The following is a 26,331-nucleotide window of genomic DNA, read 5'->3' on the forward strand; positions in this document are numbered from 1 at the left end:
GGATTTGTGTTCAGACACAAAATGTCTGAACGCCGCAAATCCCCTGTAGGAGTGAGCCTGCTCGCGATAGCTATCTACCAGACACATCCTGCCAACAGTTGACCGCTCCATCTGCCTTTCCCGGTACTAGCCTTGTCATGACCTGATCACAGAGGGCAAAGGAATGCCGGATCTACCTGCTGCACATAAATTGCGAGTCGGGCGCTATACCGAAGTCAGTCGAATCTACCTGTTAACCAGCACCACTTATCAACGAAAGCCGATCTTCACGAATTTTGCTTTGGGCAAACTGGTCGCTGATCAATTCCGACACGCGCAAGATTCAGGGCTGGTGAGCTCACTAGCCTGGGTAGTGATGCCAGATCATTTCCATTGGTTGATTGAATTGCAACGAGGTTCATTGAGTGAGGTAATGCAAAAAACCAAATCGCTGAGCACCAAGGCTGTCAGGCAAGCTTCCGGTGGAAACAGCGTTCTCTGGCAGAGAGGGTTTCATGACCGCGCCCTGAGACGGGAAGAAGATCTGGTGAAGATGGCGCGTTATGTCGTGGCCAATCCGTTGCGGGCCGGGCTGGTGGAGAAGCTTGGCGACTATCCGCTGTGGGATGCCATCTGGGTTTGACCTGAAACCGAGTTGCCTCGATCGCGAGCAGGCTCACTCCTACAGGGGAACGCATTCCAAATGTAGGAGCGAGCCTGCTCGCGATGGCGTCTCCAAGGTGTTTCAGTCCGGCTCACACCCCTTCAACACCAACCGGATAATCGTCTGTGCCGCCGCCTCATAATCCGCCTCATCCAGCTTGTCTTTCCCGGTGACTGCAGAAATCTGCCAATCAAAGTCGGCGTAGGTCTGGGTCGCGGCCCAGATGCTGAACATCAGGTGATTAGGGTCGATCGGGGCGATCTGGCCGCGGTCGATCCAGCTCTGGATGCAGTCGATGTTGTGTTTGGCCTGGCTGTTGAGCTGTTCGACCAGGTCGGCGCTCAGGTGCGGGGCGCCGTGCATGATTTCGCTGGCGAATACTTTCGAGGCGAAGGGCAGGTCGCGGGAGATGCGGATTTTCGAGCGGATGTAGCCGCTCAGCACTTCGCTCGGTACGCCGTCCGGATTGAACGGGGTCGAGGCCTGCAAAATCGGCACGATGATGCTTTCCAATACCTCGCGGTAGAGGTTTTCCTTGGACTTGAAGTAGTAGTAAACGTTGGGCTTGGGCAATCCCGCCTTGGCGGCGATGTCGCTGGTTTTGGTCGCAGCGAAGCCCTTGTCGGCAAACTCCTCACTGGCGGCACGCAGGATCAGTTCTTTGTTGCGCTCGCGGATTGTGCTCATAAACCCGGTGGTTCCTTGCCTGTTCTGGCGGTTGCGCATGGTAGCACCGGCCTCGCGCAGCGCTCAAGAATGCCCCGCGTGGTCTAAGGTCGCGTTATGCTTCGCAACATTCATACATAAAAGGAAACAGGATTCATGGCAGGAAGCAGTTTGCTGGTGCTGGTCGACGATATTGCCACCGTGCTGGACGACGTGGCGTTGATGAGCAAAATGGCCGCCAAGAAGACTGCCGGCGTGCTCGGCGACGACCTGGCGCTCAATGCCCAGCAGGTCTCCGGCGTGCGTGCCGAACGGGAAATCCCGGTGGTCTGGGCCGTGGCCAAAGGTTCGTTCGTCAACAAACTGATTCTGGTGCCGTCGGCACTGGCGATCAGTGCGTTCGTGCCGTGGCTGGTCACGCCGTTGTTGATGGTCGGCGGTGCCTATCTGTGCTTCGAAGGTTTCGAGAAGCTTGCGCACAAATTTCTGCACAGCAAGGCTGAAGACGAGGTCGAACATGCGCAACTGACTGAGGCGGTTGCTGATCCGGCGACCGATCTGGTGGCATTCGAGAAGGACAAGATCAAAGGCGCGATTCGCACTGACTTTATCCTTTCGGCAGAGATAATCGCGATCACCTTGGGCACCGTGGCGGATGCATCGCTAACTCAGCAAGTGGTTGTGATGTCCGGTATCGCCATCGTCATGACTGTCGGCGTTTATGGATTGGTAGCGGGTATCGTCAAGCTCGACGATCTCGGTCTGTGGCTGACGCAGAAACCTGGGCAGGTTGCCAGGAAAGTCGGCAGCGCCATCCTCAGCGCCGCACCGTACATGATGAAAACCCTGTCGGTGGTCGGCACGGCGGCGATGTTCCTGGTCGGCGGCGGAATTCTCACCCACGGCGTGCCGGTGGTGCATCACTGGATCGAAGGCGTTGGTGCCGCGGCGGGTAGTGCCGGGTTTGCGGTGCCGATGTTGCTCAATGGCGTGGCGGGGATCATCGCTGGTGCGGTGGTGCTGGCGGTTGTTTCTGTCGTCGGCAAAATCTGGAAAGCGATCAAAGGCTGAACGCAAACCCCCTGTAGGAGTGAGCCTGCTCGCGATAGCGGTTTGTCAGCCGTACAGGTGGTGACTGGTACATCGCCATCGCGAGCAGGCTCACTCCTACAATTTGATCTGTGTGATGCCATGAAAAAGGGCCATTCGACTCGCATCGAATGGCCCTTTTTTGTGCCCGCCGGGATTACTCGGCGATCTGCAGCTTGCGTGACTCGGTGTAGACGTAACGTACTTTCTCGTACTCAAACGGTGAGTTCAGTTGACCGTAGCGGAAACTGGTCTGGTAGCGTTTGTCGACCGCACGCAGAGCCCAGATCTCCGGGTGGTTGGAGCTGACTTCCGAGACGTTGAGGAAGTTGATCGCCGATTCGGTGGTGTAATCCACGGCCAGACCTGCGGTATCGCGGATGTTCGACGGGCCGAAGATCGGTAGCACGAAGTAGGCGCCGCCCGGTACACCGTAGAAGCCCAGAGTCTGGCCGAAGTCTTCGCTCTGGCGTGGCAGGCCCATGGCGGTGGCCGGATCCCACAGGCCGGCAATGCCGATGGTGGTGTTGAGTAGCAGCCGCGCGGTGGTTTCCATCGAGCGCTGGCCCTTGAACTGCAACAGGCTGTTGACCAGGTTCGGCACGTCACCGAGGTTGTTGAAGAAGTTACTCACGCCCGTGCGCAAAAAGCTGGGTGTGATGTAACGGTAGCCATCGACCACCGGCAGGAACACCCATTGGTCGAAGCGATAGTTGAAGTGGTAAACCCGGCGGTTCCACGACTCCAGCGGGTCGTAGACGTTCAGCGCGTTGAGCGTCGAACGCTCGAATTCGCGCTGATCCAGCCCCGGGTTGAATTTGAGTTTGGACAGCGGCTCTTTGAAGCCGTCGCTGTCGACCACCACGGGCGCGTTGGCTTTACTGTTGTCGGCCTGGGCCACGCCTGCGCAGAGTAGCGCTGCAATCAGCAGGAGATGTTTAGCCACGGAAGAACTCCAGCATGGCGTCGCTGTTGACGCGGTAGTTAAGGTTGCCGCAATGGCCGCCCAGTGGATAAACAGTCAGGCGATCACCGAAGGTCTTGCGCAGGAAACCGAGGTCGCCCGGGCCGAGGATCACGTCGTCGGCGTTGTGCATCACAGCGATTTTCGGGCTGTCGTGCAGGTAATCCTTGAGCGCATACAGGCTCACCTGATCAATCAGTTGCAGCAGGCTGCCGCCGTCGGTGCGCGCACGCCACATCGGAATCACCTGTTCGGTCAGGTAGCAGTCGAAATCGCACTGCAGCGCACGCTTGAGGAACGGCGTGAGGCTGGTGCCTTCGGTGATCGGGAATTTCGGCGGGGTGATCAGGCCGCGACGGTTGATCAGGTCCGAGGTAAATGCAATATCGGCTGCCGAGAAGCGGAACGAAGTGCCGATCAGCATCGCCATCTGTTCGTTGGTCAGGTGTTGCTTGGACTGCTGGAAGTCATAGAGCAGCGCGTCATTGAGGTCGATGTAGCCTTTCTGCTGGAAGTAGCGGGTCAGCTTGGACAGCACCAGCTCATAGAATGTGGTGCTGGTATTGATGCCTTTGACTTCGGTCTGAACCAGCTTGTCGAGGTTGGTGATCGAGGTATAGAGGTTGACCGGTGGGTTGAGCAGCAGGACTTTCTTGAAGTTGAAGCTGCGACGGGTTTCATCCAGGTGCGCGACGAACGCGGCGTCGAGGGCGCCGAGGCTGTATCCGGTCAGGTAATACTCGGTGACTGGCAGCTTTGGATTCTGTGCACGAACGGCCTGCATCACTCGATACATGTCTTCAGCGTCTTCCTTGGTCACGCCCGGCGTGGCGAAGCGTGAAGCGGCGCTGATGAAGTCGAAGCTGGTCGGCGACGACAGCTGGACGACGTGGTAGCCGGCCTTGTAGTAGAGCTTTTTCAGGTACTCGTTGAGCGTGCTGTCATAGCGCGCACCCGTGCCGGCGATCAGGAAGATCAGCGGCGCCGGTTTGTCCTGTTCGGCGATGCGGTAGGTCAGCTTTTTCACCGGCCAGAAATTGTCCGGCAGGATGAACTCGCGCTCCGGACGCAGAGTGACGCTGCGGTCTGACTGATTGATGTCGTCGTCCAGCGGCAATTCCGGGCGCAAGTCCGGCGGGGTCGTGGCGATGGTCGCCTCGAACGGATTGGTCAGGGGATAGCCATAACTGGCGGCGTCGATATCCACCGCCAGTGCGGACGCACTCAAAATAAGGCCGCTGAACAGCGCGGCGAAGCGCAAGGAACGGAGCATGACTAGATCCCTTAGAGGAAGGTGCCGAATGAAGTTCGCAGGCTATGACCACCGGGTGTGCGCCAAAGTGCCATGCTGCGGCACCAAACAGGCAGAATTCGGAGTAATAGTAGCTGGACGATACACTTTGCACGGTGTGAATGAACAGTTAAGTGTTGTTAGCGCTTGCGTATGCATGACGGCAGATTAAGCTGGCCGCCGATTTCTCAAGATTGGAGTGCTTCATGTCCCGCCGCTTGCCCGTGATTGTGCTGCTCGTTCTGTTGCCGTTGTGGCTGGCCGCCAGTTATGGCGCGCGTTATGGCTTTATGGAGGACGGCATGTGGGTCGGCATCTGCGTCGATGAGGCCAGCCGTTGGGAATGTCAGGTGCGTTCGAACCTAGGCTTGATGATTCACTTCAAGGTACTGGGCTGGACGGCACTGGGTGCGGCGCTGATCGGTTTTGTCTTGCCGGGGCGGGCAGGGTGGTGGCTGGCGGTGCTGGCGCTGGTGTTTGGGGCGCCGGCACTGGCGTTGTACAACACCACGTTGGCGGTGTTTGCGTTGGTGATTGCCGGGTTGCGGCTGGTCCGTAAGTCCCGTAGCGCATGACAATCAGTCTTCGCGAGCAAGCTCGCTCCCACATTTGGAATGCATTCTCCTGTGGGAGCGAGCTTGCTCGCGAAGAGGTCTTTAGCCTCGCTGAAAATCAGCCCTTGCGAACACGCAGGCAGCGCCAAAGGGCAGCCACCATCAACACACTCACCAAAGCCCAACCCCACGCCTGCTGATTCTGCAAACCTTCCTGATACAACTGCGGCGCAATCCCCGCGCCGACAATAAAGGTCAGCAAGGCAATTTCGCGACGCGGCACGCTCACCGGGCGGCACAGATAAACCAGCGCTGGCAGCACAAACGCCATGCTCGCAAAGCTGCGATAACGCGGATCGAAGACCATCTCCAGCATCATCACGGCTGCGGCAAAACCTGCCGCCGCGACCAGCCATCCTGCGCGTCGCTCCAGCAGATTGAATGCCCGTTCACGCCAGCCAGTGCGAGCACTCAGCGTCAGCGCCGCATGCGCCAACACCAACAGGTTCAACGCGGTCAGCAAGCCGACCCACAGCCACTCACTGGTGAACCGCGTGGTCACCCGCGCCAGATCACCCCAAGCGCCAATCGAACAAGCGGCGAGGGCGCCGAGCAGCGGCAACACCAGCGCCGAGCGCGTGGTGCGAACGCGACCGCCAAGGATCAGCGTGCCAAGGAAAATCACCCCGCCGACCGCCAGCCATTCCTTCCAGAACGGCACATTGGTCACCGGCCCGGCCAGCACACCCTTATCCTGACGATCGGCATCGAACAGTCCCCAATACCCACCGACCGCGCCTTCACTGCCGCGCTTCCACGGCTGGTCAAACGCTTCGATCAGGTTGTAATGCCAGCCTTGCTTCTCGGCCATTGCGACAAAACCACGAATGAATTTGGCCTCGTTGACCCGGCTCGGCAGGGCGGTCTCACGCTGGCGGCCTTCGCTCGGCCAGCCGGTTTCGCCGATCATCACGTCTTTTGGCGCGAATTTATTGCCGAACACCTGCCGCACTTGCGCGACATGTTGCAGGGCGACGTCGATGTTCGACGGGTCATCTTCCCAGTACGGCAATAAGTGAATGGTCAGAAAGTCCACCGCCGGCGCGACTTCCGGATGCTTGAGCCAGAACTCCCAGACATCGGCGTAAGTGACCGGTTGCTTGACCTGGCTCTTAACCTTGTTGATCAACCGGACCAGTTGCGTGCCAGTGACTTCCTTGCGCAGCAAGGCTTCGTTGCCGACGATCACCGCGCTGACCACGTCCGGGTTGGCGTTGGCCGAGGCGATCAGCAGGTCGACTTCTTTCTCGGTGTCCACCGGGTTGCTGTTGACCCAAGCGCCGATCATCAATTTCAGGCCATGTTTGCGCGCCAGATCCGGCAACGCCTCCAGACCCGTCATCGAATAGGTGCGAATACATTCAAAGCGTGTTGCCAGCAACGCGAGGTCAGCGTCCATGCGTTCCGGGCGCAGCTTGAACGGCACGTCGAACGGCGACTGATCTTTATCGAACGGGGTGTAGGAGGCGCATTGCAACTTGTGCGTCGGAGTCGCTGCGTCCGGCAGAATTACCGGTTGGCCAAGGCCATACCAGAAGCCGGCGAGGGCAAACAGCCCAAGCAGGCAGGCGAAGAGGTAAGGCAGAAGGGGAAAGCGGGAAGTCGCGGACATGGTCAGGCCGAGTGGCTGCAAAGCGACGCATGTTACCTGCATTTATTGAGGGTTGGTGGCCCGCATGATTTTGACATGCAAAGTTCGGGCGGATTATTTGGCGTCATTTATATAGTCGCGATTAATGGCCTTGTGATGTCGTTTCTCATTGTCTTGAGGTCGCTGGCAGAGCAGGTCGCGAGCGTCGTCAGGTTGATGATCGAAGCGTCAGCACTCCACTGATGTTCCAGCGAGTTTGCGGTCAGGCGTGATGGGGGCGCTGTGCACCATAACAATACGTTGACGTCGCCCGCCATCCGTCGGGCGCAGCATTTCGGGGAAGTAACGATGAAGATGCGACGACTTTTAGGCGCAGGTGCCGCTCTGGCGCTGGCGATGAGTGCGACACTGGCCAGTGCGGAAACCAAGACCCTGAACATCGGTTACGTTGACGGCTGGTCCGACAGCGTGGCGACCACTCACGTGGCCGCCGAAGTGATCAAGCAGAAGCTCGGCTACGACGTGAAACTGCAAGCCGTCGCCACCGGGATCATGTGGCAGGGTGTTGCCACCGGCAAGCTCGACGCCATGCTCTCGGCGTGGTTGCCCGTGACTCACGGCGAATACTGGACGAAGAACAAGGATCAGGTCGTCGATTACGGCCCGAACTTCAAGGATGCGAAAATCGGCCTGATCGTGCCCGAGTATGTGAAAGCCAAGTCGATCGAAGACCTGAAAACCGATGACACCTTCAAAAATCGCATCGTCGGTATCGACGCCGGTTCAGGCGTGATGCTCAAGACCGATCAGGCGATCAAGGATTACGGCCTCGATAAATACAGCCTCAAGGCCAGTTCCGGCGCCGGCATGATTGCCGAGCTGACCCGTGCCGAGAAGAAAAACGAATCCATCGCCGTGACCGGTTGGGTGCCGCACTGGATGTTCGCCAAGTGGAAACTGCGCTTCCTTGATGACCCGAAAGGCGTGTACGGCGCAGCTGAAACCGTAAACAGCATCGGCAGCAAAGAACTCGCGACCAAAGCACCGGAAGTGGCCAAGTTCCTGAAGAACTTCCAGTGGGCGTCGAAAGACGAAATCGGCGAGGTCATGCTAGCGATTCAGGATGGTGCCAAGCCTGACGCGGCGGCCAAGGATTGGGTGGCCAAGCACCCGGATCGCGTGGCTGACTGGACCAAATAACCGCCACACCGCCGCACCCCTGTAGGAGTGAGCCTGCTCGCGATAGCGTCCTGTCAGTTGATGAAAATATCGACTGATACAAAGCCATCGCGAGCAGGCTCACTCCTACAGTTGTTTTGGGTGTACCGAAGAATGGCGATTACGTCATGGCGTTCTACTACTAAGGTCGTCTGTTACCGCGCTCGCAGCCGCATACATTAGCTATGTTCCAACAATAATCTGTGCTGCGAGGATAAAAACAATGAACGACAGCATTTACCTCTCGATTCAAAACAGTCCCCGATTCAAGGAGCTGGTGCGAAAAAGGGAAAAGTTCGCCTGGATACTCTCGGCGATCATGCTCGGGCTTTACTCTGGCTTCATTCTTCTGATCGCTTACGGGCCGCATATCCTGGGCGCGAAACTCAGTCCTGAGTCCTCGATTACCTGGGGTATTCCGATCGGTGTCGGGCTGATTCTTTCGGCATTCATCCTCACCGCTATCTATGTGCGCCGCGCCAATGGCGAGTTTGACGACCTGAACAATGCGATTCTCAAGGAGGCTCAGCAATGATCCGGCGTCTACTGGCTCTATTGAGTGTTGCGGCTTTCGCGCCGAGTGTCTGGGCGGCTGACGCGTTGACGGGTGAGGTGGCCAAACAGCCGCTGAACATTCCGGCGATCCTGATGTTCGTGGCGTTCGTGGGTGCGACGCTCTACATCACCTACTGGGCCTCGAAGAAAAACAACTCGGCGGCCGACTACTATGCGGCGGGCGGCAAGATCACCGGTTTCCAGAACGGTCTGGCGATTGCCGGTGACTACATGTCTGCGGCGTCCTTCCTGGGGATTTCCGCGCTGGTGTTCACCTCCGGCTACGATGGCCTGATCTACTCGATCGGCTTCCTGGTGGGCTGGCCGATCATTCTGTTCCTCATCGCCGAGCGTCTGCGTAACCTGGGTAAATACACCTTTGCCGACGTGGCGTCCTACCGCCTCGGGCAAACTCAGATTCGCACCCTGTCGGCCTGCGGTTCGCTGGTGGTGGTGGCGTTCTACCTGATCGCGCAAATGGTCGGTGCCGGTAAGCTGATCCAGCTGTTGTTCGGTCTGGACTACCACGTCGCGGTGATTCTGGTCGGTGTGCTGATGTGCATGTACGTGTTGTTCGGCGGCATGCTGGCGACCACCTGGGTGCAGATCATCAAGGCTGTGCTGTTGCTCTCCGGTGCCTCGTTCATGGCGCTGATGGTGATGAAGCACGTAGGCTTTGACTTCAACACATTGTTCTCCGAGGCGATCAAGGTTCACGCCAAAGGCGAAGCGATCATGAGCCCGGGCGGTCTGGTCAAGGACCCGATTTCGGCCTTCTCGCTGGGTCTGGCGCTGATGTTCGGTACCGCTGGCCTGCCACACATTCTGATGCGCTTCTTCACCGTGAGCGACGCAAAAGAAGCCCGCAAGAGCGTGCTCTACGCAACTGGCTTCATTGGTTACTTCTACATTCTGACCTTCATCATCGGCTTCGGCGCGATCCTGCTGGTCAGCACTAACCCGGCCTTCAAAGACGCGGCTGGCGCGCTGTTGGGCGGCAACAACATGGCGGCGGTGCATTTGGCCAACGCGGTCGGTGGCAGTATCTTCCTCGGCTTTATCTCGGCGGTGGCGTTCGCGACCATTCTGGCGGTTGTGGCAGGCCTGACGCTGGCCGGTGCTTCGGCGGTTTCTCACGACCTGTATGCGAGTGTGATCAAGAAAGGCAAGGCGAACGAGAAGGACGAGATTCGTGTCTCGAAGATCACCACCATTGCCTTGGCAGTGCTGGCGATTGGCTTGGGCATTCTGTTCGAAAGCCAGAACATTGCGTTCATGGTGGGCCTGGCGTTCTCGATCGCGGCGAGCTGTAACTTCCCGGTACTGCTGCTTTCGATGTACTGGAAGAAGCTGACCACTCGTGGGGCGATGATTGGCGGCTGGCTGGGTCTGGTGAGTGCGGTTGGCTTGATGATCCTTGGCCCGACCATTTGGGTGCAGATTCTGCATCACGAGAAGGCGATCTTCCCTTACGAGTATCCGGCGTTGTTTTCGATGATCATTGCCTTTGTCGGGATCTGGTTCTTCTCGATTACCGACAAGTCGGCGGCAGCGGACAAGGAGCGGGCGCTGTTCTTCCCGCAGTTTGTGCGTTCGCAGACTGGGTTGGGGGCGAGTGGGGCGGTTTCGCATTGATCGCTTGATGCTTGTTTGAGTGTTTTGCTGAATGCCCCGGTTGAGAGATCGGGGCATTTTTTGTGGGCGGTTATCGGACTTTGGTGTGTTTTTTATTGGGTGTATATCCGTTGCTGCGGTAACGGCTGATTAGGGTTTCGCCCTTACGGCGACTCACTTTTTTTCAAACGCCAAAAAAAGTAAGCAAAAAACGCTTGCTCCTACGTGCGGCCCGCTCGCTAAAGCTCGGGGTCCCTTCGCTCCGGGATCGATCCTGGCGCAGCGCCTACGGTTTGCTTCGCTGCACCTCCTCTCGCTGTGTTTGGCTGCGCCAAACGGTCGCTGCGCTCCCTCGCCCGGATCAATCCCTCCACTCAGCCTTCCGACGTCGCCTTACAGATCAAGAGCTGCAGCCGAGCTAACGCTCATCCTGTTGAGTGGTGAGGAGCACAGCGTGGTCGGCTTTGGATTTGTGGTGGATTTGCCCCTCACCCCAGCCCTCTCCCGAGGGAGAGGGGGCCGATCTGTGGGCTTTTCAAAACCAGAGTTCAACGCGGTATCGCACGTCGGCGTATCTCTTCCAGTCCACGCGGTCAGTCCCCTCTCCCTCTGGGAGAGGGCTAGGGTGAGGGGCTCTTGATCTGATTCAGACTCTGAGTTCGACTCGGTATCTCAGGTCGGCGTAGCTCTGCCAAACACCTCGATCAGTCCCCTCTCCCTTCGGGAGAGGGCTAGGGTGAGGGGCTCTTGATCTGGCTTGTGATCTTGCTTTGGCTTTGGCTTTTGATTTTTTGCCCCATCGGCAGGCCGAGCGTAGGTGTTCATACGGGGGTAGGCGCGCAGCGCCGTGCGGCGCAGCCGCATTCATCGAGAGGAGGTGCAGCGAAGCAAACCGTAGGCGATGCCCTCGGATGGACACCGTAGCGAGGGAACACTGAGCCTAAGCGAAGTGCCGTACGCCAGGGGCAAAGCCTTTTGCTTACTTTTCGGCGTCTGGAAAAGTGAGTCGCTGTAAGAGCGAAACCGCCAGCGGCAACACCCGCAGCAACGGATATGCCCCCAATCCCCAATCCCAATCCCAATCCCAATCCCAATCCCAATCCCAATCCCAATCCCAATCCCAAAACCAAAACCAAAACCAAAACCAAAACCAAAACCAAAACCAAAACCAAAACCAAAATCCCAAACCCCAGACAAACAAAAACGGCCCCTATATAAATAGAGGCCGTTCCCGGTACAACATTAAGACTTCATCGCAAGACAAATCTTATTTGCGGTCTTCCAGCTTGGAAATATCACGCGACTCGTAACCAGTGTACAGCTGGCGCGGACGGCCAATCTTGTACGGGCTGGAGAGCATCTCTTTCCAGTGCGAAATCCAGCCAACAGTACGTGCCAGCGCGAAAATCACGGTGAACATGCTGGTCGGAATGCCGATCGCCTTGAGGATGATCCCCGAGTAGAAGTCGACGTTCGGGTACAGCGAGCGTTCGATGAAGTACGGGTCGGTCAGCGCGATCTCTTCCAGGCGCATGGCCAGTTCGAGTTGCGGATCGTTGTTGATGCCCAGTTCCTTCAGTACTTCGTCGCAGGTCTGCTTCATTACAGTCGCGCGAGGGTCGCGGTTCTTGTAAACGCGGTGACCGAAGCCCATCAGTTTGAACGGATCGTTCTTGTCCTTGGCCTTGGCGATGAACTTGTCGATGTTCGAAACATCGCCAATCTCGTCAAGCATGGTCAGCACGGCTTCGTTCGCACCGCCGTGGGCAGGGCCCCACAGTGCGGCGATACCGGCGGCGATACAGGCGAACGGGTTGGCACCCGAAGAGCCGGCCAGACGCACGGTGGAAGTCGATGCGTTCTGCTCGTGGTCGGCGTGGAGGATGAAAATCCGGTCCATGGCCTTGGCGAGCACCGGGCTGATCGGTTTGATCTCGCACGGGGTGTTGAACATCATGTGCAGGAAGTTTTCCGCGTACGTCAGATCGTTGCGCGGGTACATCATGGGTTGGCCCATGGAGTACTTGTAAACCATCGCTGCCAGGGTCGGCATCTTGGCAACCAGACGGATCGCGGAGATTTCGCGATGCTGCGGGTTATTGATGTCGAGGGAGTCGTGGTAGAAGGCCGAGAGGGCGCCGACTACACCGCACATGACGGCCATCGGGTGGGCGTCGCGACGGAAACCGTTGAAGAAGGTTTTCAACTGCTCGTGAACCATCGTGTGGTTTTTCACGGTGCTGACGAACTGGGCCTTCTGTTCTGCGGTCGGCAGTTCGCCGTTGAGCAGCAGGTAGCAGGTTTCCAGGTAGTCCGACTTTTCAGCCAGTTGTTCGATCGGGTAGCCGCGGTGCAACAGAATGCCGTTGTCGCCGTCGATATAGGTGATCTTCGACTCGCACGAGGCGGTCGACATGAAACCTGGGTCGAAAGTGAAGCGGCCCGTGGCCGTCAGGCCCCGAACATCGATTACATCGGGACCAACGGTGCCGGTTAAAATGGGCAGCTCGACGGGGGCTGCGCCCTCGATGATCAACTGCGCTTTTTTGTCAGCCATGTGGCCTCCTATTTATGCTTGAACCATCAGACAGACCCCCCACGCAGGGCCCGCACCACTATAGTGAGATAAATTCGAATGTCAATTTGCCTAAAGTCTTGCTCCAGAAGGCTTTAAGCGCACTTTTTCCTCGAAATTGACTGCCATTTACGCCTTTTATACGACTTGTGCAATCAGCTATTTGGGGTAGGTGATTGCGTTGTCATTAGTAACCTAACTGTCTATACTCGGCCACCGACCGCCAAGGGCTTTTGGGCCTGCTTTATTGGGGGTCGCATCCCTGGGTGGTGGTTACCTGACCAGTGCACTCCCCAACAACTTTGCCCTGATTGTTAGGGGCTCTTCAGTGTGAAAAAAAAGCCGTGAAAAGCCAACGACCTGTAAACCTAGACCTAAGGACCATCAAACTCCCCATCACCGGCGTTACGTCGTTTCTTCACCGTGTTTCCGGCATCATCCTCTTCCTGGGTATCGGCTTCATGCTTTATGCATTGGGCAAGTCTCTGGGTTCCGAGGAAGGTTTTGCCGAAGTGAAGGCATGCTTGACCAGCCCGCTGGCCAAGTTCGTAGCATGGGGCCTCCTGTCCGCTCTGCTGTATCACCTGGTAGCCGGTGTGCGCCACTTGATCATGGACATGGGCATCGGTGAGACGCTGGAAGGCGGCCGCCTGGGCTCGAAAATCATCATCGCCATTTCCGTGGTGCTGATCGTTCTGGCAGGAGTTTGGATATGGTAACCAGCGTTACGAACCTTTCGCGTTCGGGCCTCTATGACTGGATGGCGCAACGTGTGTCTGCGGTTGTTCTCGCGGCTTATTTCATCTTCCTGATCGGATACCTTGCAGCGAATCCGGGCATTGGCTACGACCAGTGGCACGGCCTGTTCGCTCACAACGGGATGCGTATCTTCAGTCTGCTGGCCCTCGTTGCCCTTGGCGCTCACGCCTGGGTCGGCATGTGGACCATCGCGACCGACTACCTGACGCCAATGGCGCTGGGCAAGTCCGCGACCGCAGTACGTTTCCTTTTCCAGGCAGTTTGCGGCATCGCGATGTTCGCTTACTTCGTCTGGGGTGTGCAGATTCTCTGGGGTATCTGAGTCATGGCTAACATTCCAACGATTTCTTTCGACGCCATCATTATTGGTGGTGGCGGTGCCGGCATGCGCGCTGCGCTGCAACTGGCACAGGGTGGTCACAAGACTGCCGTGATCACCAAGGTTTTCCCGACCCGTTCGCACACCGTATCCGCTCAGGGCGGCATCACTTGCGCGATCGCGTCTGCTGACCCGAACGATGACTGGCGCTGGCACATGTACGATACCGTCAAGGGCTCCGACTACATCGGTGACCAGGACGCTATCGAATACATGTGTCAGGAAGGCCCGGCTGCCGTTTTCGAGCTGGACCACATGGGTCTGCCGTTCTCGCGTACCGAGCAAGGCCGTATCTATCAGCGTCCATTCGGCGGTCAGTCCAAGGATTACGGCAAGGGCGGCCAGGCTGCGCGTACCTGCGCGGCGTCCGACCGTACCGGTCACGCCCTGCTGCACACCCTTTATCAGGGCAACCTGAAAGCCGGTACCACGTTCCTGAACGAGTACTACGCTGTCGATCTGGTGAAAAACCAGGAAGGCGAATTCGTCGGTGTGATCGCGATCTGCATCGAAACCGGCGAAACCACCTACATCCGCGCCAAGGCCACCGTACTGGCTACCGGCGGTGCAGGTCGTATCTACGCTTCCACCACCAACGCCCTGATCAACACCGGTGACGGCGTCGGCATGGCTCTGCGTGCTGGTGTGCCGGTACAAGACATCGAAATGTGGCAGTTCCACCCGACCGGCATCGCCGGCGCCGGTGTACTGGTTACCGAAGGTTGCCGTGGTGAAGGTGGTTACCTGATCAACAAGCACGGCGAGCGTTTCATGGAGCGTTATGCTCCGAACGCCAAAGACCTTGCCGGTCGTGACGTGGTTGCTCGCTCGATGGTTAAAGAAATCATCGCCGGCAACGGTTGCGGTCCGAATGGCGACCACGTAATGCTCAAACTCGACCACTTGGGCGAGGAAGTGCTGCACAGCCGTCTGCCAGGCATCTGCGAACTGTCGAAGACTTTCGCCCACGTTGACCCGGTTGTTGCGCCGGTTCCGGTTGTTCCGACTTGCCACTATATGATGGGCGGCGTTGCCACCAACATTCACGGCCAGGCGATCACCCAGAACGCCGAAGGCGTGGACCAGATCATCCCGGGTCTGTTCGCGGTAGGTGAAGTGGCTTGCGTATCGGTGCACGGTGCCAACCGTCTGGGCGGCAACTCGCTGCTCGACCTGGTGGTATTCGGCCGCGCTGCCGGCCTGCACCTGGAAAAAGCGCTGACCGACGGCATCGAATACGACGACGCTACCGAAGCCGACATCGAAGCTGCCCTGTCGCGCCTGAACGCACTGAACAACCGTACCGACGGCGAAGACGTTGCTACTCTGCGTCGCGAGCTGCAAAGCTGCATGCAGAACTACTTCGGCGTATTCCGTACCGGCGAATACATGCAGAAAGGTATCGCTCAGCTCGCTGACCTGCGTACCCGCATTGCCAACGTGAAGATCAACGATAAGTCGCAGGCGTTCAACACTGCCCGTATCGAAGCGCTGGAACTGCAAAACCTGCTGGAAGTGGCTGAAGCTACCGCCATCGCGGCCGAAGTACGTAAAGAGTCGCGCGGTGCTCACGCCCGTGAAGACTTCGAAGATCGTGACGACGAAAACTGGTTGTGCCACACCCTGTACTTCCCGGGTGACAAGCGCGTCACCAAGCGTGCCGTGAACTTCTCGCCGAAGACTGTTCCGACTTTCGAACCTAAAGTCCGGACTTATTAAGGGTGACCGCCATGTTGAAAGTCAGTGTTTATCGCTACAACCCTGATCAGGACGCTGCGCCGTTCATGCAGGAATTCCAGGTCGATACCGGTGGTAAAGACCTGATGGTGCTGGACGTGCTGGCCCTGATCAAAGAGCAGGACGAGGGTTTCTCCTATCGTCGCTCTTGCCGTGAAGGCGTCTGCGGCTCCGACGGCATGAACATCAACGGCAAGAACGGTCTGGCGTGCATCACGCCGCTGTCCGCCGTTGTAAAAGGTAACAAGCTGATCGTTCGTCCGCTGCCAGGTTTGCCGGTTATCCGTGACCTGGTCGTCGATATGAGCATCTTCTACAAGCAATACGAGAAGGTGAAGCCTTACCTGCAGAACGACACGCCGGCTCCGGCCATCGAGCGTCTGCAGTCTCCGGAAGAGCGTGAAAAGCTCGACGGTCTGTACGAGTGCATCCTGTGCGCTTGCTGCTCGACCTCTTGCCCGTCCTTCTGGTGGAACCCGGACAAGTTCCTGGGTCCAGCTGCGCTGCTGCAAGCTTATCGCTTCCTGGCAGACAGCCGTGACACCAAGACCAACGAGCGTCTGGCTTCGCTCGATGACCCGTTCAGCGTCTTCCGCTGCCGAGGCATCATGAACTGCGTCAACGTATGTCCGAAAGGCCTGAACCCGACTAAGGCCATCGGTCACATCCGTAACATGCTGCTTTCGAGCGGCGTGTGATTCAGCTGCTGTAACCGCTGCACCGTAGAGGCTGTGGCGCGGGCTTCAACCCGCGTCATGGCTATAACCAGAGCAGTAGCCATAAGCTGCGGCTCTTATTTTGAAGAAATGAGACAAGCAGGGGCATCCGGGCTGGTACCCGGACTATCAGTGTGATCCTAAGTGGCTTGTTTTAGTCGCTGCATTCGGACTTCTGCAAGTTTGCTCGGTGTCGACATCGATGGTGTTCCCCTAACCGAGGGTGACCAAGCATGCAAGAAAGCGTGATGCAGCGCATGTGGAACAGCGCCTACCTTTCAGGTGGAAACGCTGCCTATGTGGAAGAGCTTTATGAGCTCTACCTGCACGACCCTAACGCTGTGCCAGAAGAGTGGCGCACCTACTTTCAGAAGTTGCCTGCCGACGGCAACTCTGCCACTGATGTTTCGCACTCGACAATTCGCGATCATTTCGTGCTGCTGGCAAAGAACCAGCGCCGCGCCCAACCGGTTTCCGCCGGCAGCGTGAGCAGTGAGCACGAGAAGAAGCAAGTTGAAGTGCTGCGATTGATCCAGGCCTACCGTATGCGTGGCCACCAGGCAGCCCAGCTTGACCCGCTGGGGCTGTGGCAGCGTCCTGCACCTGCAGACCTGTCGATCAATCATTACGGCTTGACCAATGCCGATCTTGATACGACCTTCCGTGCCGGCGACCTGTTCATCGGCAAAGAGGAAGCGAGCCTACGCGAAATTCACGAAGCGTTGCAGCAGACATATTGCCGCACCATCGGCGCTGAATTTACGCACATCACCGATTCCGAGCAGCGCCAGTGGTTCCAGCAGCGTCTGGAAAGCGTGCGTGGTCGTCCGACGTACTCCGCCGACATCAAGAGCCACCTGCTTGAGCGCGTGACCGCCGGTGAAGGCCTGGAAAAATACCTGGGCACCAAATACCCGGGCACCAAGCGTTTCGGTCTGGAAGGCGGCGAAAGCCTGATCCCGATGCTCGACGAACTGATCCAGCGTTCCGGTTCCTACGGCACCAAGGAAGTCGTCATCGGCATGGCCCACCGTGGCCGTCTGAACGTACTGGTCAACACCTTCGGCAAGAACCCGCGCGAGCTGTTCGACGAGTTCGAAGGCAAGAAGAAGGTCGAGCTGGGTTCCGGTGACGTTAAGTATCACCAGGGCTTCTCGTCCAACGTGATGACCGCCGGCGGTGAAGTTCACCTGGCCATGGCGTTCAACCCGTCCCACCTGGAAATCGTTTCCCCGGTGGTCGAAGGTTCGGTGCGCGCCCGTCAGGATCGTCGTAATGACGCCACTGGCGAGAAGGTTCTGCCGATCTCCATCCACGGTGACGCTGCATTCGCAGGTCAGGGCGTGGTCATGGAAACCTTCCAGATGTCGCAAACCCGCGGTTTCAAAACCGGCGGTACCGTGCACATCGTGATCAACAACCAGGTCGGTTTCACCATCAGCAACCCGCTGGACTCGCGTTCCACCGAGTACGCCACCGACGTTGCCAAGATGATTCAGGCGCCGATCCTCCATGTGAATGGTGATGATCCGGAAGCCGTGTTGTTCGTGACCCAGTTGGCCATCGACTACCGCATGCAGTTCAAGCGTGACGTGGTGATCGACCTGGTCTGCTACCGTCGTCGCGGCCACAACGAGGCCGACGAGCCAAGCGGCACCCAGCCTCTGATGTATCAGCAGATCACCAAACAGCGCACTACCCGTGAGCTGTACGCTGATCGTCTGACCCAAGGCGGTGTTCTTGATGCAGAGCGTGTTCAGGCGAAAGTCGACGAATACCGCAACGCGCTGGACAACGGTCTGCACGTCGTGAAATCGCTGGTCAAAGAGCCGAACAAAGAGCTGTTCGTGGACTGGCGTCCGTATCTGGGCCACGCCTGGACTGCGCGTCACGACACCCGCTTTGATCTGAAGACCCTGCAAGAACTGTCCGCCAAGCTGCTGGAAATTCCGGAAGGCTTCGTGGTTCAGCGTCAGGTTTCGAAGATCTACGAAGACCGTCAGAAAATGCAAGCCGGCGGCCTGCCGATCAACTGGGGTTACGCCGAAACCATGGCGTACGCGACCCTGGCGTTCGAAGGTCACCCGATCCGCATGACCGGTCAGGACATCGGCCGCGGTACGTTCTCGCACCGTCACGCTGTGTTGCACAACCAGAAAGACGCAGGCACCTACATTCCGCTGCAGCACCTGTACGAAGGTCAGCCACGTTTTGACCTGTACGACTCGTTCCTGTCGGAAGAAGCGGTATTGGCGTTCGAATACGGTTACTCGACCACCACGCCGGATGCGCTGGTGATCTGGGAAGCCCAGTTCGGCGACTTCGCCAACGGTGCACAGGTTGTTATCGACCAGTTCATCACCAGCGGTGAGCACAAGTGGGGCCGTCTCTGCGGTCTGACCATGTTGCTGCCACACGGTTATGAAGGTCAGGGACCTGAGCACAGCTCGGCGCGTCTTGAGCGTTACCTGCAACTGTGCGCCGAGCACAACATTCAGGTCGCCGTACCGACCACGCCAGCACAGATCTACCACTTGCTGCGTCGTCAGGTGATTCGTCCGCTGCGCAAGCCGCTGATCGTTCTGACTCCGAAGTCGCTGCTGCGCCACAAACTGGCCATCTCGACCCTGGAAGATCTGGCCGAAGGTTCGTTCCAGACCGTGATCCCGGAAATCGATACCCTGGACCCGAAAAAGGTCGAGCGTGTTGTTCTGTGTAGCGGCAAGGTCTACTACGACCTGCTGGAAAAACGCCGTGCCGAAGGCCGTGAAGATATCGCCATCGTGCGTATCGAGCAGCTGTACCCATTCCCTGAGGACGACTTGAAAGAAGTCCTGGCTCCATACACCAACGTCAAAAATGCCGTTTGGTGTCAGGAAGAGCCGATGAACCAGGGCGCCTGGTACTGCAGCCAGCACCACTTGCGTCGCAGCATCGGTAACCTCGACAAGTCTCTCGTACTTGAGTACGCGGGCCGTGAGGCTTCTGCTGCCCCAGCTTGTGGTTACGCATCGATGCACGCCGAGCAGCAGGAAAAACTCCTGCAAGACGCGTTTACCATTTAACGCCTTCGCGCACCTGAAACCGAATTTAAGGAACCACAGATAATGGCTATCGAGATCAAAGCCCCCACTTTCCCGGAATCGGTTGCCGATGGCACCGTTGCCACCTGGCACAAACAACCGGGCGACGCTGTCAAGCGCGACGATCTGATCGTCGACATCGAAACTGACAAAGTCGTACTGGAAGTTCTGGCTACCGCCGACGGCGTGCTGGGCGCAATCGTCAAGAATGAAGGCGACACCGTTCTGTCCGACGAAGTGCTGGGCTCCATCGAAGCGGGCGGCGCTGCTGCCGCTGCTCCAGCCGCCGCTGCTGCTCCGGCCGCTGCTGCCGCTGCACCGGCTGCCGCTGAAGGCGAAGACGATCCTGTTGCTGCACCGGCTGCGCGCAAACTGGCTGAAGAAAACGGCATCAACATCGCTTCCGTTGCCGGCACCGGCAAAGGCGGTCGTGTGACCAAGGAAGACGTGGTTGCAGCGGTTGCTGCCAAGAAAGCCGCTCCGGCTGCCGCGCCTGCCAAGGCTGCTGCTCCTTCGGCTGCCGCTCCTGTGTTCGCCGCTGGCGACCGCATCGAGAAGCGCGTACCGATGACCCGCGTGCGTGCCACCGTGGCCAAGCGTCTGGTTGAAGCGCAGTCGAACATGGCGATGCTGACCACTTTCAACGAAGTCGACATGACTGAAGTCATGGCCCTGCGTTCGAAGTACAAGGATCTGTTCGAGAAGTCCCACAACGGCGTACGCCTGGGCTTCATGTCGTTCTTCGTTAAAGCAGCTACCGAAGCGCTGAAACGCTTCCCGGCTGTCAACGCGTCGATCGACGGCGGCGACATCGTTTACCACGGTTACGCGGACATCGGCGTTGCCGTTTCCAGCGACCGTGGCCTGGTTGTTCCGGTTCTGCGTAACGCCGAGCTGATGAGCCTGGCTGAAATCGAAGGCGGCATCGCAACATTCGGCAAAAAAGCCCGTGACGGCAAACTGTCGATGGACGAGATGACCGGTGGTACCTTCACCATCACCAACGGTGGTACCTTCGGTTCGATGATGTCGACCCCGATCGTCAACCCGCCGCAGGCAGCGATTCTGGGCATGCACAACATCATCCAGCGTCCTATGGCCATCAACGGTCAGGTCGTTATCCGTCCGATGATGTACCTGGCACTGTCCTACGATCACCGTCTGATCGATGGCAAAGAAGCTGTGACCTTCCTGGTGACCATCAAGAACCTGCTGGAAGATCCGGCTCGTCTGTTGCTGGATATCTGATAGAAGCAGTCGCGGGCTTCAAGTTTCAAGCTGCAGGAAAGGGCAGCTTGGCTTGGGGCGCGCGGCTTGAAGCTTTTCGCTAAAGAGGATTTTTTGAATGTCGCAGAAATTTGACGTAGTAGTGATCGGTGCTGGCCCTGGTGGCTACGTGGCTGCCATCAAGGCGGCGCAGCTGGGTCTGACCACTGCCTGCATCGAGAAGTACACTGACGCAGAAGGCAAGCAAGCCCTGGGCGGCACCTGCCTGAACGTGGGCTGCATTCCTTCCAAGGCGCTGCTCGACAGCTCCTGGAAATACAAGGAAGCGAAAGAAAGCTTCAACGTTCACGGTATCTCGACTGGCGAAGTCAAAATGGACGTCGCTGCGATGGTTGGCCGCAAGGCTGGCATCGTCAAGAACCTGACCGGCGGCGTTGCCACTCTGTTCAAGGCCAACGGCGTTACTTCGATCCAGGGCCACGGCAAACTGCTGGCTGGCAAGAAAGTCGAAGTCACCAAGCCAGACGGCTCGGTTGAAGTCATCGAAGCTGAAAACGTCATCCTGGCTCCAGGTTCGCGTCCGATCGACATTCCGCCGGCTCCGGTTGATCAGAAAGTCATCGTCGATTCGACTGGCGCACTGGAATTCCAAAGCGTACCTAAGCGTCTGGGCGTGATCGGCGCTGGCGTGATCGGTCTGGAACTGGGTTCGGTCTGGTCGCGTCTGGGTTCGGAAGTGGTTGTTCTGGAAGCGCTGGATACTTTCCTGATGGCAGCGGACACCGCTGTTTCCAAGGAAGCGCTGAAAACCCTGACCAAACAGGGTCTGGACATCAAACTGGGTGCTCGCGTAACCGGCTCGAAAGTCAACGGCGACGAAGTCGTTGTGAACTACACCGATGCCAACGGCGAACAGACCATCACTTTCGACAAGCTGATCGTAGCCGTTGGTCGCCGTCCGGTGACCACTGATCTGCTGGCTGCCGACAGTGGCGTGACCCTCGACGAGCGCGGTTTCGTGCACGTTGACGATCACTGCGCGACCACCGTACCGGGCGTTTTCGCCATCGGTGACGTGGTTCGCGGCATGATGCTGGCTCACAAGGCATCGGAAGAAGGCATCATGGTTGTCGAGCGCATCAAGGGCCACAAAGCCCAGATGAACTATGACCTGATCCCTTCGGTTATTTATACTCACCCGGAAATCGCGTGGGTTGGCAAAACCGAGCAGGCCTTGAAAGCTGAAGGCGTTGAAGTTAACGTCGGCACCTTCCCGTTCGCCGCTTCCGGCCGTGCCATGGCCGCCAACGATACCGGTGGTTTCGTCAAGGTCATCGCTGATGCCAAGACTGACCGCGTATTGGGCGTGCACGTGATTGGCCCGAGCGCTGCAGAACTGGTTCAGCAGGGCGCGATCGGTATGGAATTCGGCACCAGCGCTGAAGACCTGGGCATGATGGTTTTCTCCCATCCGACCCTGTCTGAAGCCTTGCACGAAGCTGCTCTGGCGGTGAATGGCGGCGCCATCCACATTGCCAACCGCAAGAAGCGTTAAGACACAATAAGAAACCACGGCGGTAACGGCCCGTCGTGAGCCTTGCGAGCAAGTCTCACCGCGGAATGTCCGCTGGACGCAGTCTTGCGTAGCTCAGCTACGCAAGCAGCAGTCACAGGTGGCGCGGCACTCATACGAGCGCAGCGCCGAATGCGCAGTACCTAACGAAGACGGTAAAAAGCATGAATCTTCACGAGTATCAGGGTAAGCAGCTGTTCGCTGAATACGGCCTGCCAGTTTCCACTGGTTACGCAGTAGACACCCCGGAAGCAGCAGCAGAAGCTTGCGACAAAATCGGCGGCAGTGAGTGGGTTGTCAAAGCCCAGGTCCACGCCGGTGGTCGCGGTAAAGCGGGCGGCGTCAAGCTGGTTCGCAGCAAAGAAGACGCCAAAGCCTTCGCACAGCAGTGGCTGGGCAAGCGTCTGGTGACTTACCAGACTGACGCCAATGGCCAGCCAGTCACCAAGATCCTGGTTGAATCGTGCACTGATATCGCTAAAGAGCTGTACCTGGGCGCTGTCGTTGACCGTTCGAGCCGTCGCATCGTGTTCATGGCTTCCACCGAAGGTGGCGTGGACATCGAGAAAATCGCTCACGACACTCCAGAAAAAATTCTCAAGGCCACTATCGATCCACTGGTTGGCGCTCAGCCATTCCAGGGTCGCGAGCTGGCATTCCAGCTGGGTCTGGAAGGCAAGCAGGTTGCTCAGTTCGCCAAGATCTTCGTAGGTCTGGCCAAACTGTTCAAGGATCACGACCTGGCTCTGCTGGAAGTGAACCCGCTGGTGATCAAGGCTGACGGCGATCTGCACTGCCTGGACGCCAAGATCAACATCGACGCCAACGCAATGTACCGTCAGCCTAAGCTGAAGACTTTCCATGATCCGTCGCAAGACGATCCGCGCGAAGCGCACGCTGCCAAGTTCGAACTGAACTATGTAGCACTGGAAGGCAACATCGGCTGCATGGTCAACGGTGCTGGCCTGGCCATGGGTACCATGGACATCGTCAACCTGCATGGCGGCAAGCCAGCCAACTTCCTCGACGTAGGTGGTGGCGCTACCAAAGAACGCGTAACTGAAGCGTTCAAGATCATCCTGTCCGACACCAACGTCGCTGCAGTACTGGTCAACATCTTCGGCGGCATCGTTCGCTGCGACATGATTGCCGAAGGCATCATCGGCGCTGTGAAAGAAGTCGGCGTGAAAATCCCGGTTGTTGTTCGCCTTGAAGGCAACAACGCTGAGCTGGGCGCTAAAGTACTGGCAGAAAGCGGTTTGAACATCATCGCTGCTACCAGCCTGACCGACGCTGCTCAACAAGTTGTCAAAGCTGCGGAGGGCAAATAATGAGCGTCCTGATCAATAAAGACACCAAAGTTATCTGCCAGGGTATTACCGGTTCGCAAGGTAGTTTCCACACCCAGCAAGCCATCGAATACGGCACCAAAATGGTTGGTGGCGTTACTCCTGGCAAAGGCGGCACCGAGCACCTGGGTCTGCCAGTGTTCAACACCGTTAAAGACGCAGTAGAAGCCACTGGCGCTACCGCTTCCGTGATCTACGTTCCGGCTCCTTTCTGCAAGGATTCGATCCTGGAAGCGGCATTCGGCGGCATCAAGCTGATCGTCTGCATCACCGAAGGCATTCCTACCCTGGACATGCTGGACGCTAAAGTTAAGTGCGACGAGCTGGGCGTAGTCCTGATCGGCCCTAACTGCCCAGGCGTTATCACTCCGGGCGAGTGCAAGATCGGCATCATGCCAGGTCACATTCACTTGCCAGGCAAGGTCGGTATCGTTTCGCGTTCCGGCACCCTGACCTACGAAGCTGTGAAGCAGACTACTGACGCCGGTTTCGGTCAGTCGACTTGCGTCGGCATCGGTGGTGACCCGATCCCGGGTTCGAACTTCATCGACATCCTGAAGCTGTTCCAGGAAGACCCGAAGACCGAAGCGATCGTAATGATCGGTGAGATCGGCGGTTCGGCTGAAGAAGAAGCGGCTGCCTACATCAAGGCACACGTGACCAAGCCGGTTGTTTCCTACATCGCTGGTGTGACTGCTCCTCCGGGCAAGCGCATGGGCCATGCTGGCGCAATCATCTCTGGCGGCAAAGGCACTGCAGACGAGAAATTCGCTGCTCTGCAAGACGCAGGCGTGAAAACCGTGCGTTCGCTGGCAGACATCGGCAAGGCCCTGGCCGAGCTGACTGGTTGGGCTGTCAAGTAAGCCTCGCGCTGAACTGACGCTTTACCAAACAAAGGCCACCTTCGGGTGGCCTTTGTCGTTTCTGGCATTCGCTGATTTATAGGCTTGCCCCCAATTACATGCAAAAACGCGACACCGAAACGTCGCGTATCGGATAGTTCGCCCTCTAACAGTGCGTTTGCACAGCAAATTCGTTAGGCTAGCAGCCATTTTTGCGTCTGCCGCCCACAAGGCATGCAACGCGCTTTAAGGGTCAGTCCCATACGGATCGACAGCATTTCCCTAATTACACAGGGCAATCCCCCTCTAAATTCCGATTCAGTAGTGTGGTATTACCTTAATGAAAGTTTTGAAAGGTCAGGACATCCTGGCACTTGGCTTTATGACATTTGCCCTGTTCGTTGGGGCTGGCAACATTATCTTCCCGCCGATCGTTGGCTTGCAGGCCGGACCTCACGTCTGGATGGCTGCACTGGGCTTCCTGATCACTGCGGTCGGTCTGCCGGTGATCACCGTCGTTGCACTGGCCAAGGTCGGTGGGGCAATGGATGCGCTGAGCAGCCCGATCGGCAAGATCGCTGGCGGCATTCTCGCGGCTGCGTGCTACCTGGCAGTCGGCCCGTTGTTCGCCACGCCGCGTACCGCGACCGTATCCTTTGAAGTGGGTCTGGCGCCGCTGACCGGCGAAAGCCCGCTGGCGCTGTTCCTCTACAGCTCGGTGTACTTCCTGCTGGTGTTCTTCATCTCGCTCTACCCTGGGCGATTGCTGGACACCGTTGGCCGCTTCCTCGCGCCATTGAAGATCATCGCGCTGGCGGTCCTTGGTATCGCTGCATTCGCCTTGCCGGCGGGTGACATCGGCCATGGTACGCCTGAGTACGTGGCGGCACCGTTCTCCCAAGGGTTCATCAATGGTTACCTGACCATGGATACCCTGGGTGCACTGGTGTTCGGCATCGTCATCGTTAACGCGATCCGCTCCCGTGGCGTCGAGTCGCCGGCGCTGATCACCCGTTACGCGATCATCGCCGGGCTGATTGCCGGTGTCGGTCTGGCGCTGGTGTATGTCAGCCTGTTCCGTCTTGGTTCCGGCAGCCACGAAGTGGCAGCAGGCGCGACCAACGGCGCGGCGGTATTGCACGCCTACGTGCAACACACCTTCGGTTCGTTGGGCAGCGGTTTCCTCGCGGTGCTGATTTCGCTGGCGTGTCTGGTGACAGCGGTCGGTCTGACCTGTGCTTGCGCTGAATATTTCAGCCGTGTGCTGCCACTGTCCTACAAGACCCTGGTGATCATTCTGGCGGCGTTCTCGCTGCTGGTCTCCAACCTGGGCCTGACCAAGCTGATTGCCTTCTCGATTCCGGTGCTGACCGCAATCTATCCGCCGTGCATCGTGTTGGTGGCACTGAGCTTCTGCAAAGACTTCTGGCATGAGCACGGCCGCATTCTCGGCCCGGTAATGCTGGTGTCGTTCGTGTTCGGTACCATCGACGCGCTGAAAGGCGCCGGTCTAGCCGACTGGATGCCATCGCAATTGTCCCACCTGCCACTGAGCGAGCAGGGCCTGGCCTGGCTGGTGCCGTGTGTGATGACGCTGGTGGTTGCAGTGGTTTGCGATCGCATGCTCGGCAAGCGCAGCGAAGCGGTTGCCTAATGTTGCCTGACCCGCCATAAGCGGGTCTTCAACGCTTAAACAGAAATGCCCCGTATCAATCGATACGGGGCATTTTTTATGCGCGTCAGGCAGTGTCTTTTTCCCTGAGCTAACGTCGAAGGGTTGCATCGCTTTTATGTAGGCCTTCGCCTGCTCGCGATAGCGGTGTGTCAGGCAACTTCAATGGTGATT

At 57.9% G+C, this 26,331-nt stretch carries 21 protein-coding genes; 16 read left to right on the plus strand and 5 right to left on the minus strand.

What is annotated here, in order from left to right:
• Positions 1 to 163: 163 nt before the first annotated feature.
• Complete coding sequence (locus ACW9IR_RS20920) at positions 164 to 622, plus strand: REP-associated tyrosine transposase (protein ID WP_110720784.1); 459 nt, start codon at positions 164 to 166, stop codon at positions 620 to 622.
• A gap of 102 nt (positions 623 to 724) precedes the next feature.
• On the opposite strand, the gene ACW9IR_RS20925 is transcribed toward ACW9IR_RS20920, so the two are convergent.
• Entirely contained in the window at positions 725 to 1,330 is a 606-nt protein-coding gene (locus ACW9IR_RS20925; RefSeq protein WP_007969638.1) for a TetR/AcrR family transcriptional regulator, read from the minus strand.
• A 135-nt stretch (positions 1,331 to 1,465) separates the two neighbouring features.
• On the opposite strand from ACW9IR_RS20925, the gene ACW9IR_RS20930 reads away from it, so the two are divergent.
• Positions 1,466 to 2,380, plus strand: coding sequence for a DUF808 domain-containing protein (locus ACW9IR_RS20930; RefSeq protein ID WP_110720785.1), 915 nt, complete (start codon positions 1,466 to 1,468; stop codon positions 2,378 to 2,380).
• 175 nt (positions 2,381 to 2,555) lie between these two features.
• On the opposite strand, the gene ACW9IR_RS20935 is transcribed toward ACW9IR_RS20930, so the two are convergent.
• The gene (locus ACW9IR_RS20935) at positions 2,556 to 3,344 is read right to left on the minus strand and encodes an MlaA family lipoprotein (RefSeq protein ID WP_095119931.1); all 789 of its coding nucleotides are present in this window, start codon (positions 3,342 to 3,344) and stop codon (positions 2,556 to 2,558) included.
• Positions 3,337 to 4,635 (minus strand): serine/threonine protein kinase, encoded by a 1,299-nt coding sequence (locus ACW9IR_RS20940; protein WP_095119932.1) that lies wholly within the window; start codon positions 4,633 to 4,635, stop codon positions 3,337 to 3,339. Before ACW9IR_RS20940 ends, ACW9IR_RS20935 begins: the two co-directional genes overlap by 8 nt.
• A 224-nt stretch (positions 4,636 to 4,859) precedes the next feature.
• Here ACW9IR_RS20940 and ACW9IR_RS20945 point away from each other — a divergent pair, with 224 nt between their 5' ends.
• Positions 4,860 to 5,228 (plus strand): hypothetical protein, encoded by a 369-nt coding sequence (locus tag ACW9IR_RS20945; RefSeq protein WP_457464987.1) that lies wholly within the window; start codon positions 4,860 to 4,862, stop codon positions 5,226 to 5,228.
• Between the two features lie 97 nt (positions 5,229 to 5,325).
• On the opposite strand, the gene ACW9IR_RS20950 is transcribed toward ACW9IR_RS20945, so the two are convergent.
• Complete coding sequence (locus ACW9IR_RS20950) at positions 5,326 to 6,921, minus strand: glycoside hydrolase family 17 protein (RefSeq protein WP_457464988.1); 1,596 nt, start codon at positions 6,919 to 6,921, stop codon at positions 5,326 to 5,328.
• 285 nt (positions 6,922 to 7,206) lie between these two features.
• Here ACW9IR_RS20950 and ACW9IR_RS20955 point away from each other — a divergent pair, with 285 nt between their 5' ends.
• The 3 genes from ACW9IR_RS20955 (at position 7,207) to ACW9IR_RS20965 (ending at position 10,266) form a co-directional block, all read left to right on the plus strand.
• Positions 7,207 to 8,058, plus strand: coding sequence for a glycine betaine ABC transporter substrate-binding protein (locus ACW9IR_RS20955; protein WP_095119935.1), 852 nt, complete (start codon positions 7,207 to 7,209; stop codon positions 8,056 to 8,058).
• 241 nt (positions 8,059 to 8,299) lie between these two features.
• Complete coding sequence (locus tag ACW9IR_RS20960) at positions 8,300 to 8,611, plus strand: DUF485 domain-containing protein (protein WP_007919908.1); 312 nt, start codon at positions 8,300 to 8,302, stop codon at positions 8,609 to 8,611.
• Entirely contained in the window at positions 8,608 to 10,266 is a 1,659-nt protein-coding gene (locus ACW9IR_RS20965) for a cation acetate symporter (RefSeq protein WP_016987517.1), read from the plus strand. Before ACW9IR_RS20960 ends, ACW9IR_RS20965 begins: the two co-directional genes overlap by 4 nt.
• Before the next feature lie 1,246 nt (positions 10,267 to 11,512).
• On the opposite strand, the gene gltA is transcribed toward ACW9IR_RS20965, so the two are convergent.
• Positions 11,513 to 12,802 (minus strand): citrate synthase, encoded by a 1,290-nt coding sequence (gltA, locus tag ACW9IR_RS20970; RefSeq protein ID WP_007919904.1) that lies wholly within the window; start codon positions 12,800 to 12,802, stop codon positions 11,513 to 11,515.
• A gap of 362 nt (positions 12,803 to 13,164) precedes the next feature.
• Here gltA and sdhC point away from each other — a divergent pair, with 362 nt between their 5' ends.
• From sdhC to brnQ, 10 genes are all read left to right on the plus strand, one after another.
• Positions 13,165 to 13,539: a succinate dehydrogenase, cytochrome b556 subunit gene (sdhC, locus tag ACW9IR_RS20975; RefSeq protein ID WP_038363944.1), complete on the plus strand. Its 375-nt coding sequence runs from the start codon at positions 13,165 to 13,167 to the stop codon at positions 13,537 to 13,539.
• Positions 13,533 to 13,901: a succinate dehydrogenase, hydrophobic membrane anchor protein gene (sdhD, locus tag ACW9IR_RS20980; RefSeq protein ID WP_007919900.1), complete on the plus strand. Its 369-nt coding sequence runs from the start codon at positions 13,533 to 13,535 to the stop codon at positions 13,899 to 13,901. The genes sdhC and sdhD overlap by 7 nt, the downstream gene beginning before the upstream one ends.
• Positions 13,902 to 13,904: 3 nt before the next feature.
• On the plus strand, positions 13,905 to 15,677 hold the full coding sequence (sdhA, locus tag ACW9IR_RS20985; protein ID WP_038363946.1) for a succinate dehydrogenase flavoprotein subunit: 1,773 nt from the start codon (positions 13,905 to 13,907) through the stop codon (positions 15,675 to 15,677).
• Between the two features lie 11 nt (positions 15,678 to 15,688).
• Positions 15,689 to 16,393: a succinate dehydrogenase iron-sulfur subunit gene (locus ACW9IR_RS20990; protein WP_007919888.1), complete on the plus strand. Its 705-nt coding sequence runs from the start codon at positions 15,689 to 15,691 to the stop codon at positions 16,391 to 16,393.
• A gap of 251 nt (positions 16,394 to 16,644) precedes the next feature.
• On the plus strand, positions 16,645 to 19,476 hold the full coding sequence (locus ACW9IR_RS20995; protein ID WP_457464993.1) for a 2-oxoglutarate dehydrogenase E1 component: 2,832 nt from the start codon (positions 16,645 to 16,647) through the stop codon (positions 19,474 to 19,476).
• Between the two features lie 42 nt (positions 19,477 to 19,518).
• Positions 19,519 to 20,742 carry a 2-oxoglutarate dehydrogenase complex dihydrolipoyllysine-residue succinyltransferase gene (odhB, locus tag ACW9IR_RS21000; RefSeq protein ID WP_077571706.1) on the plus strand — a complete coding sequence of 408 codons (1,224 nt, stop codon included), beginning with the start codon at positions 19,519 to 19,521 and terminating at the stop codon, positions 20,740 to 20,742.
• Positions 20,743 to 20,839: 97 nt separating this feature from the next.
• Positions 20,840 to 22,276: a dihydrolipoyl dehydrogenase gene (gene lpdA, locus ACW9IR_RS21005; RefSeq protein WP_007919881.1), complete on the plus strand. Its 1,437-nt coding sequence runs from the start codon at positions 20,840 to 20,842 to the stop codon at positions 22,274 to 22,276.
• Between the two features lie 182 nt (positions 22,277 to 22,458).
• Positions 22,459 to 23,625, plus strand: coding sequence for an ADP-forming succinate--CoA ligase subunit beta (sucC, locus tag ACW9IR_RS21010; protein ID WP_007919879.1), 1,167 nt, complete (start codon positions 22,459 to 22,461; stop codon positions 23,623 to 23,625).
• Positions 23,625 to 24,506 carry a succinate--CoA ligase subunit alpha gene (gene sucD / locus ACW9IR_RS21015; protein WP_008082972.1) on the plus strand — a complete coding sequence of 294 codons (882 nt, stop codon included), beginning with the start codon at positions 23,625 to 23,627 and terminating at the stop codon, positions 24,504 to 24,506. The genes sucC and sucD overlap by 1 nt, the downstream gene beginning before the upstream one ends.
• 319 nt (positions 24,507 to 24,825) lie before the next feature.
• Positions 24,826 to 26,139 (plus strand): branched-chain amino acid transport system II carrier protein, encoded by a 1,314-nt coding sequence (brnQ, locus tag ACW9IR_RS21020; RefSeq protein ID WP_122608365.1) that lies wholly within the window; start codon positions 24,826 to 24,828, stop codon positions 26,137 to 26,139.
• The last annotated feature ends 192 nt before the right edge of the window (positions 26,140 to 26,331 follow it).

This window comes from Pseudomonas sp. SDT291_1_S447, from assembly GCF_054070155.1.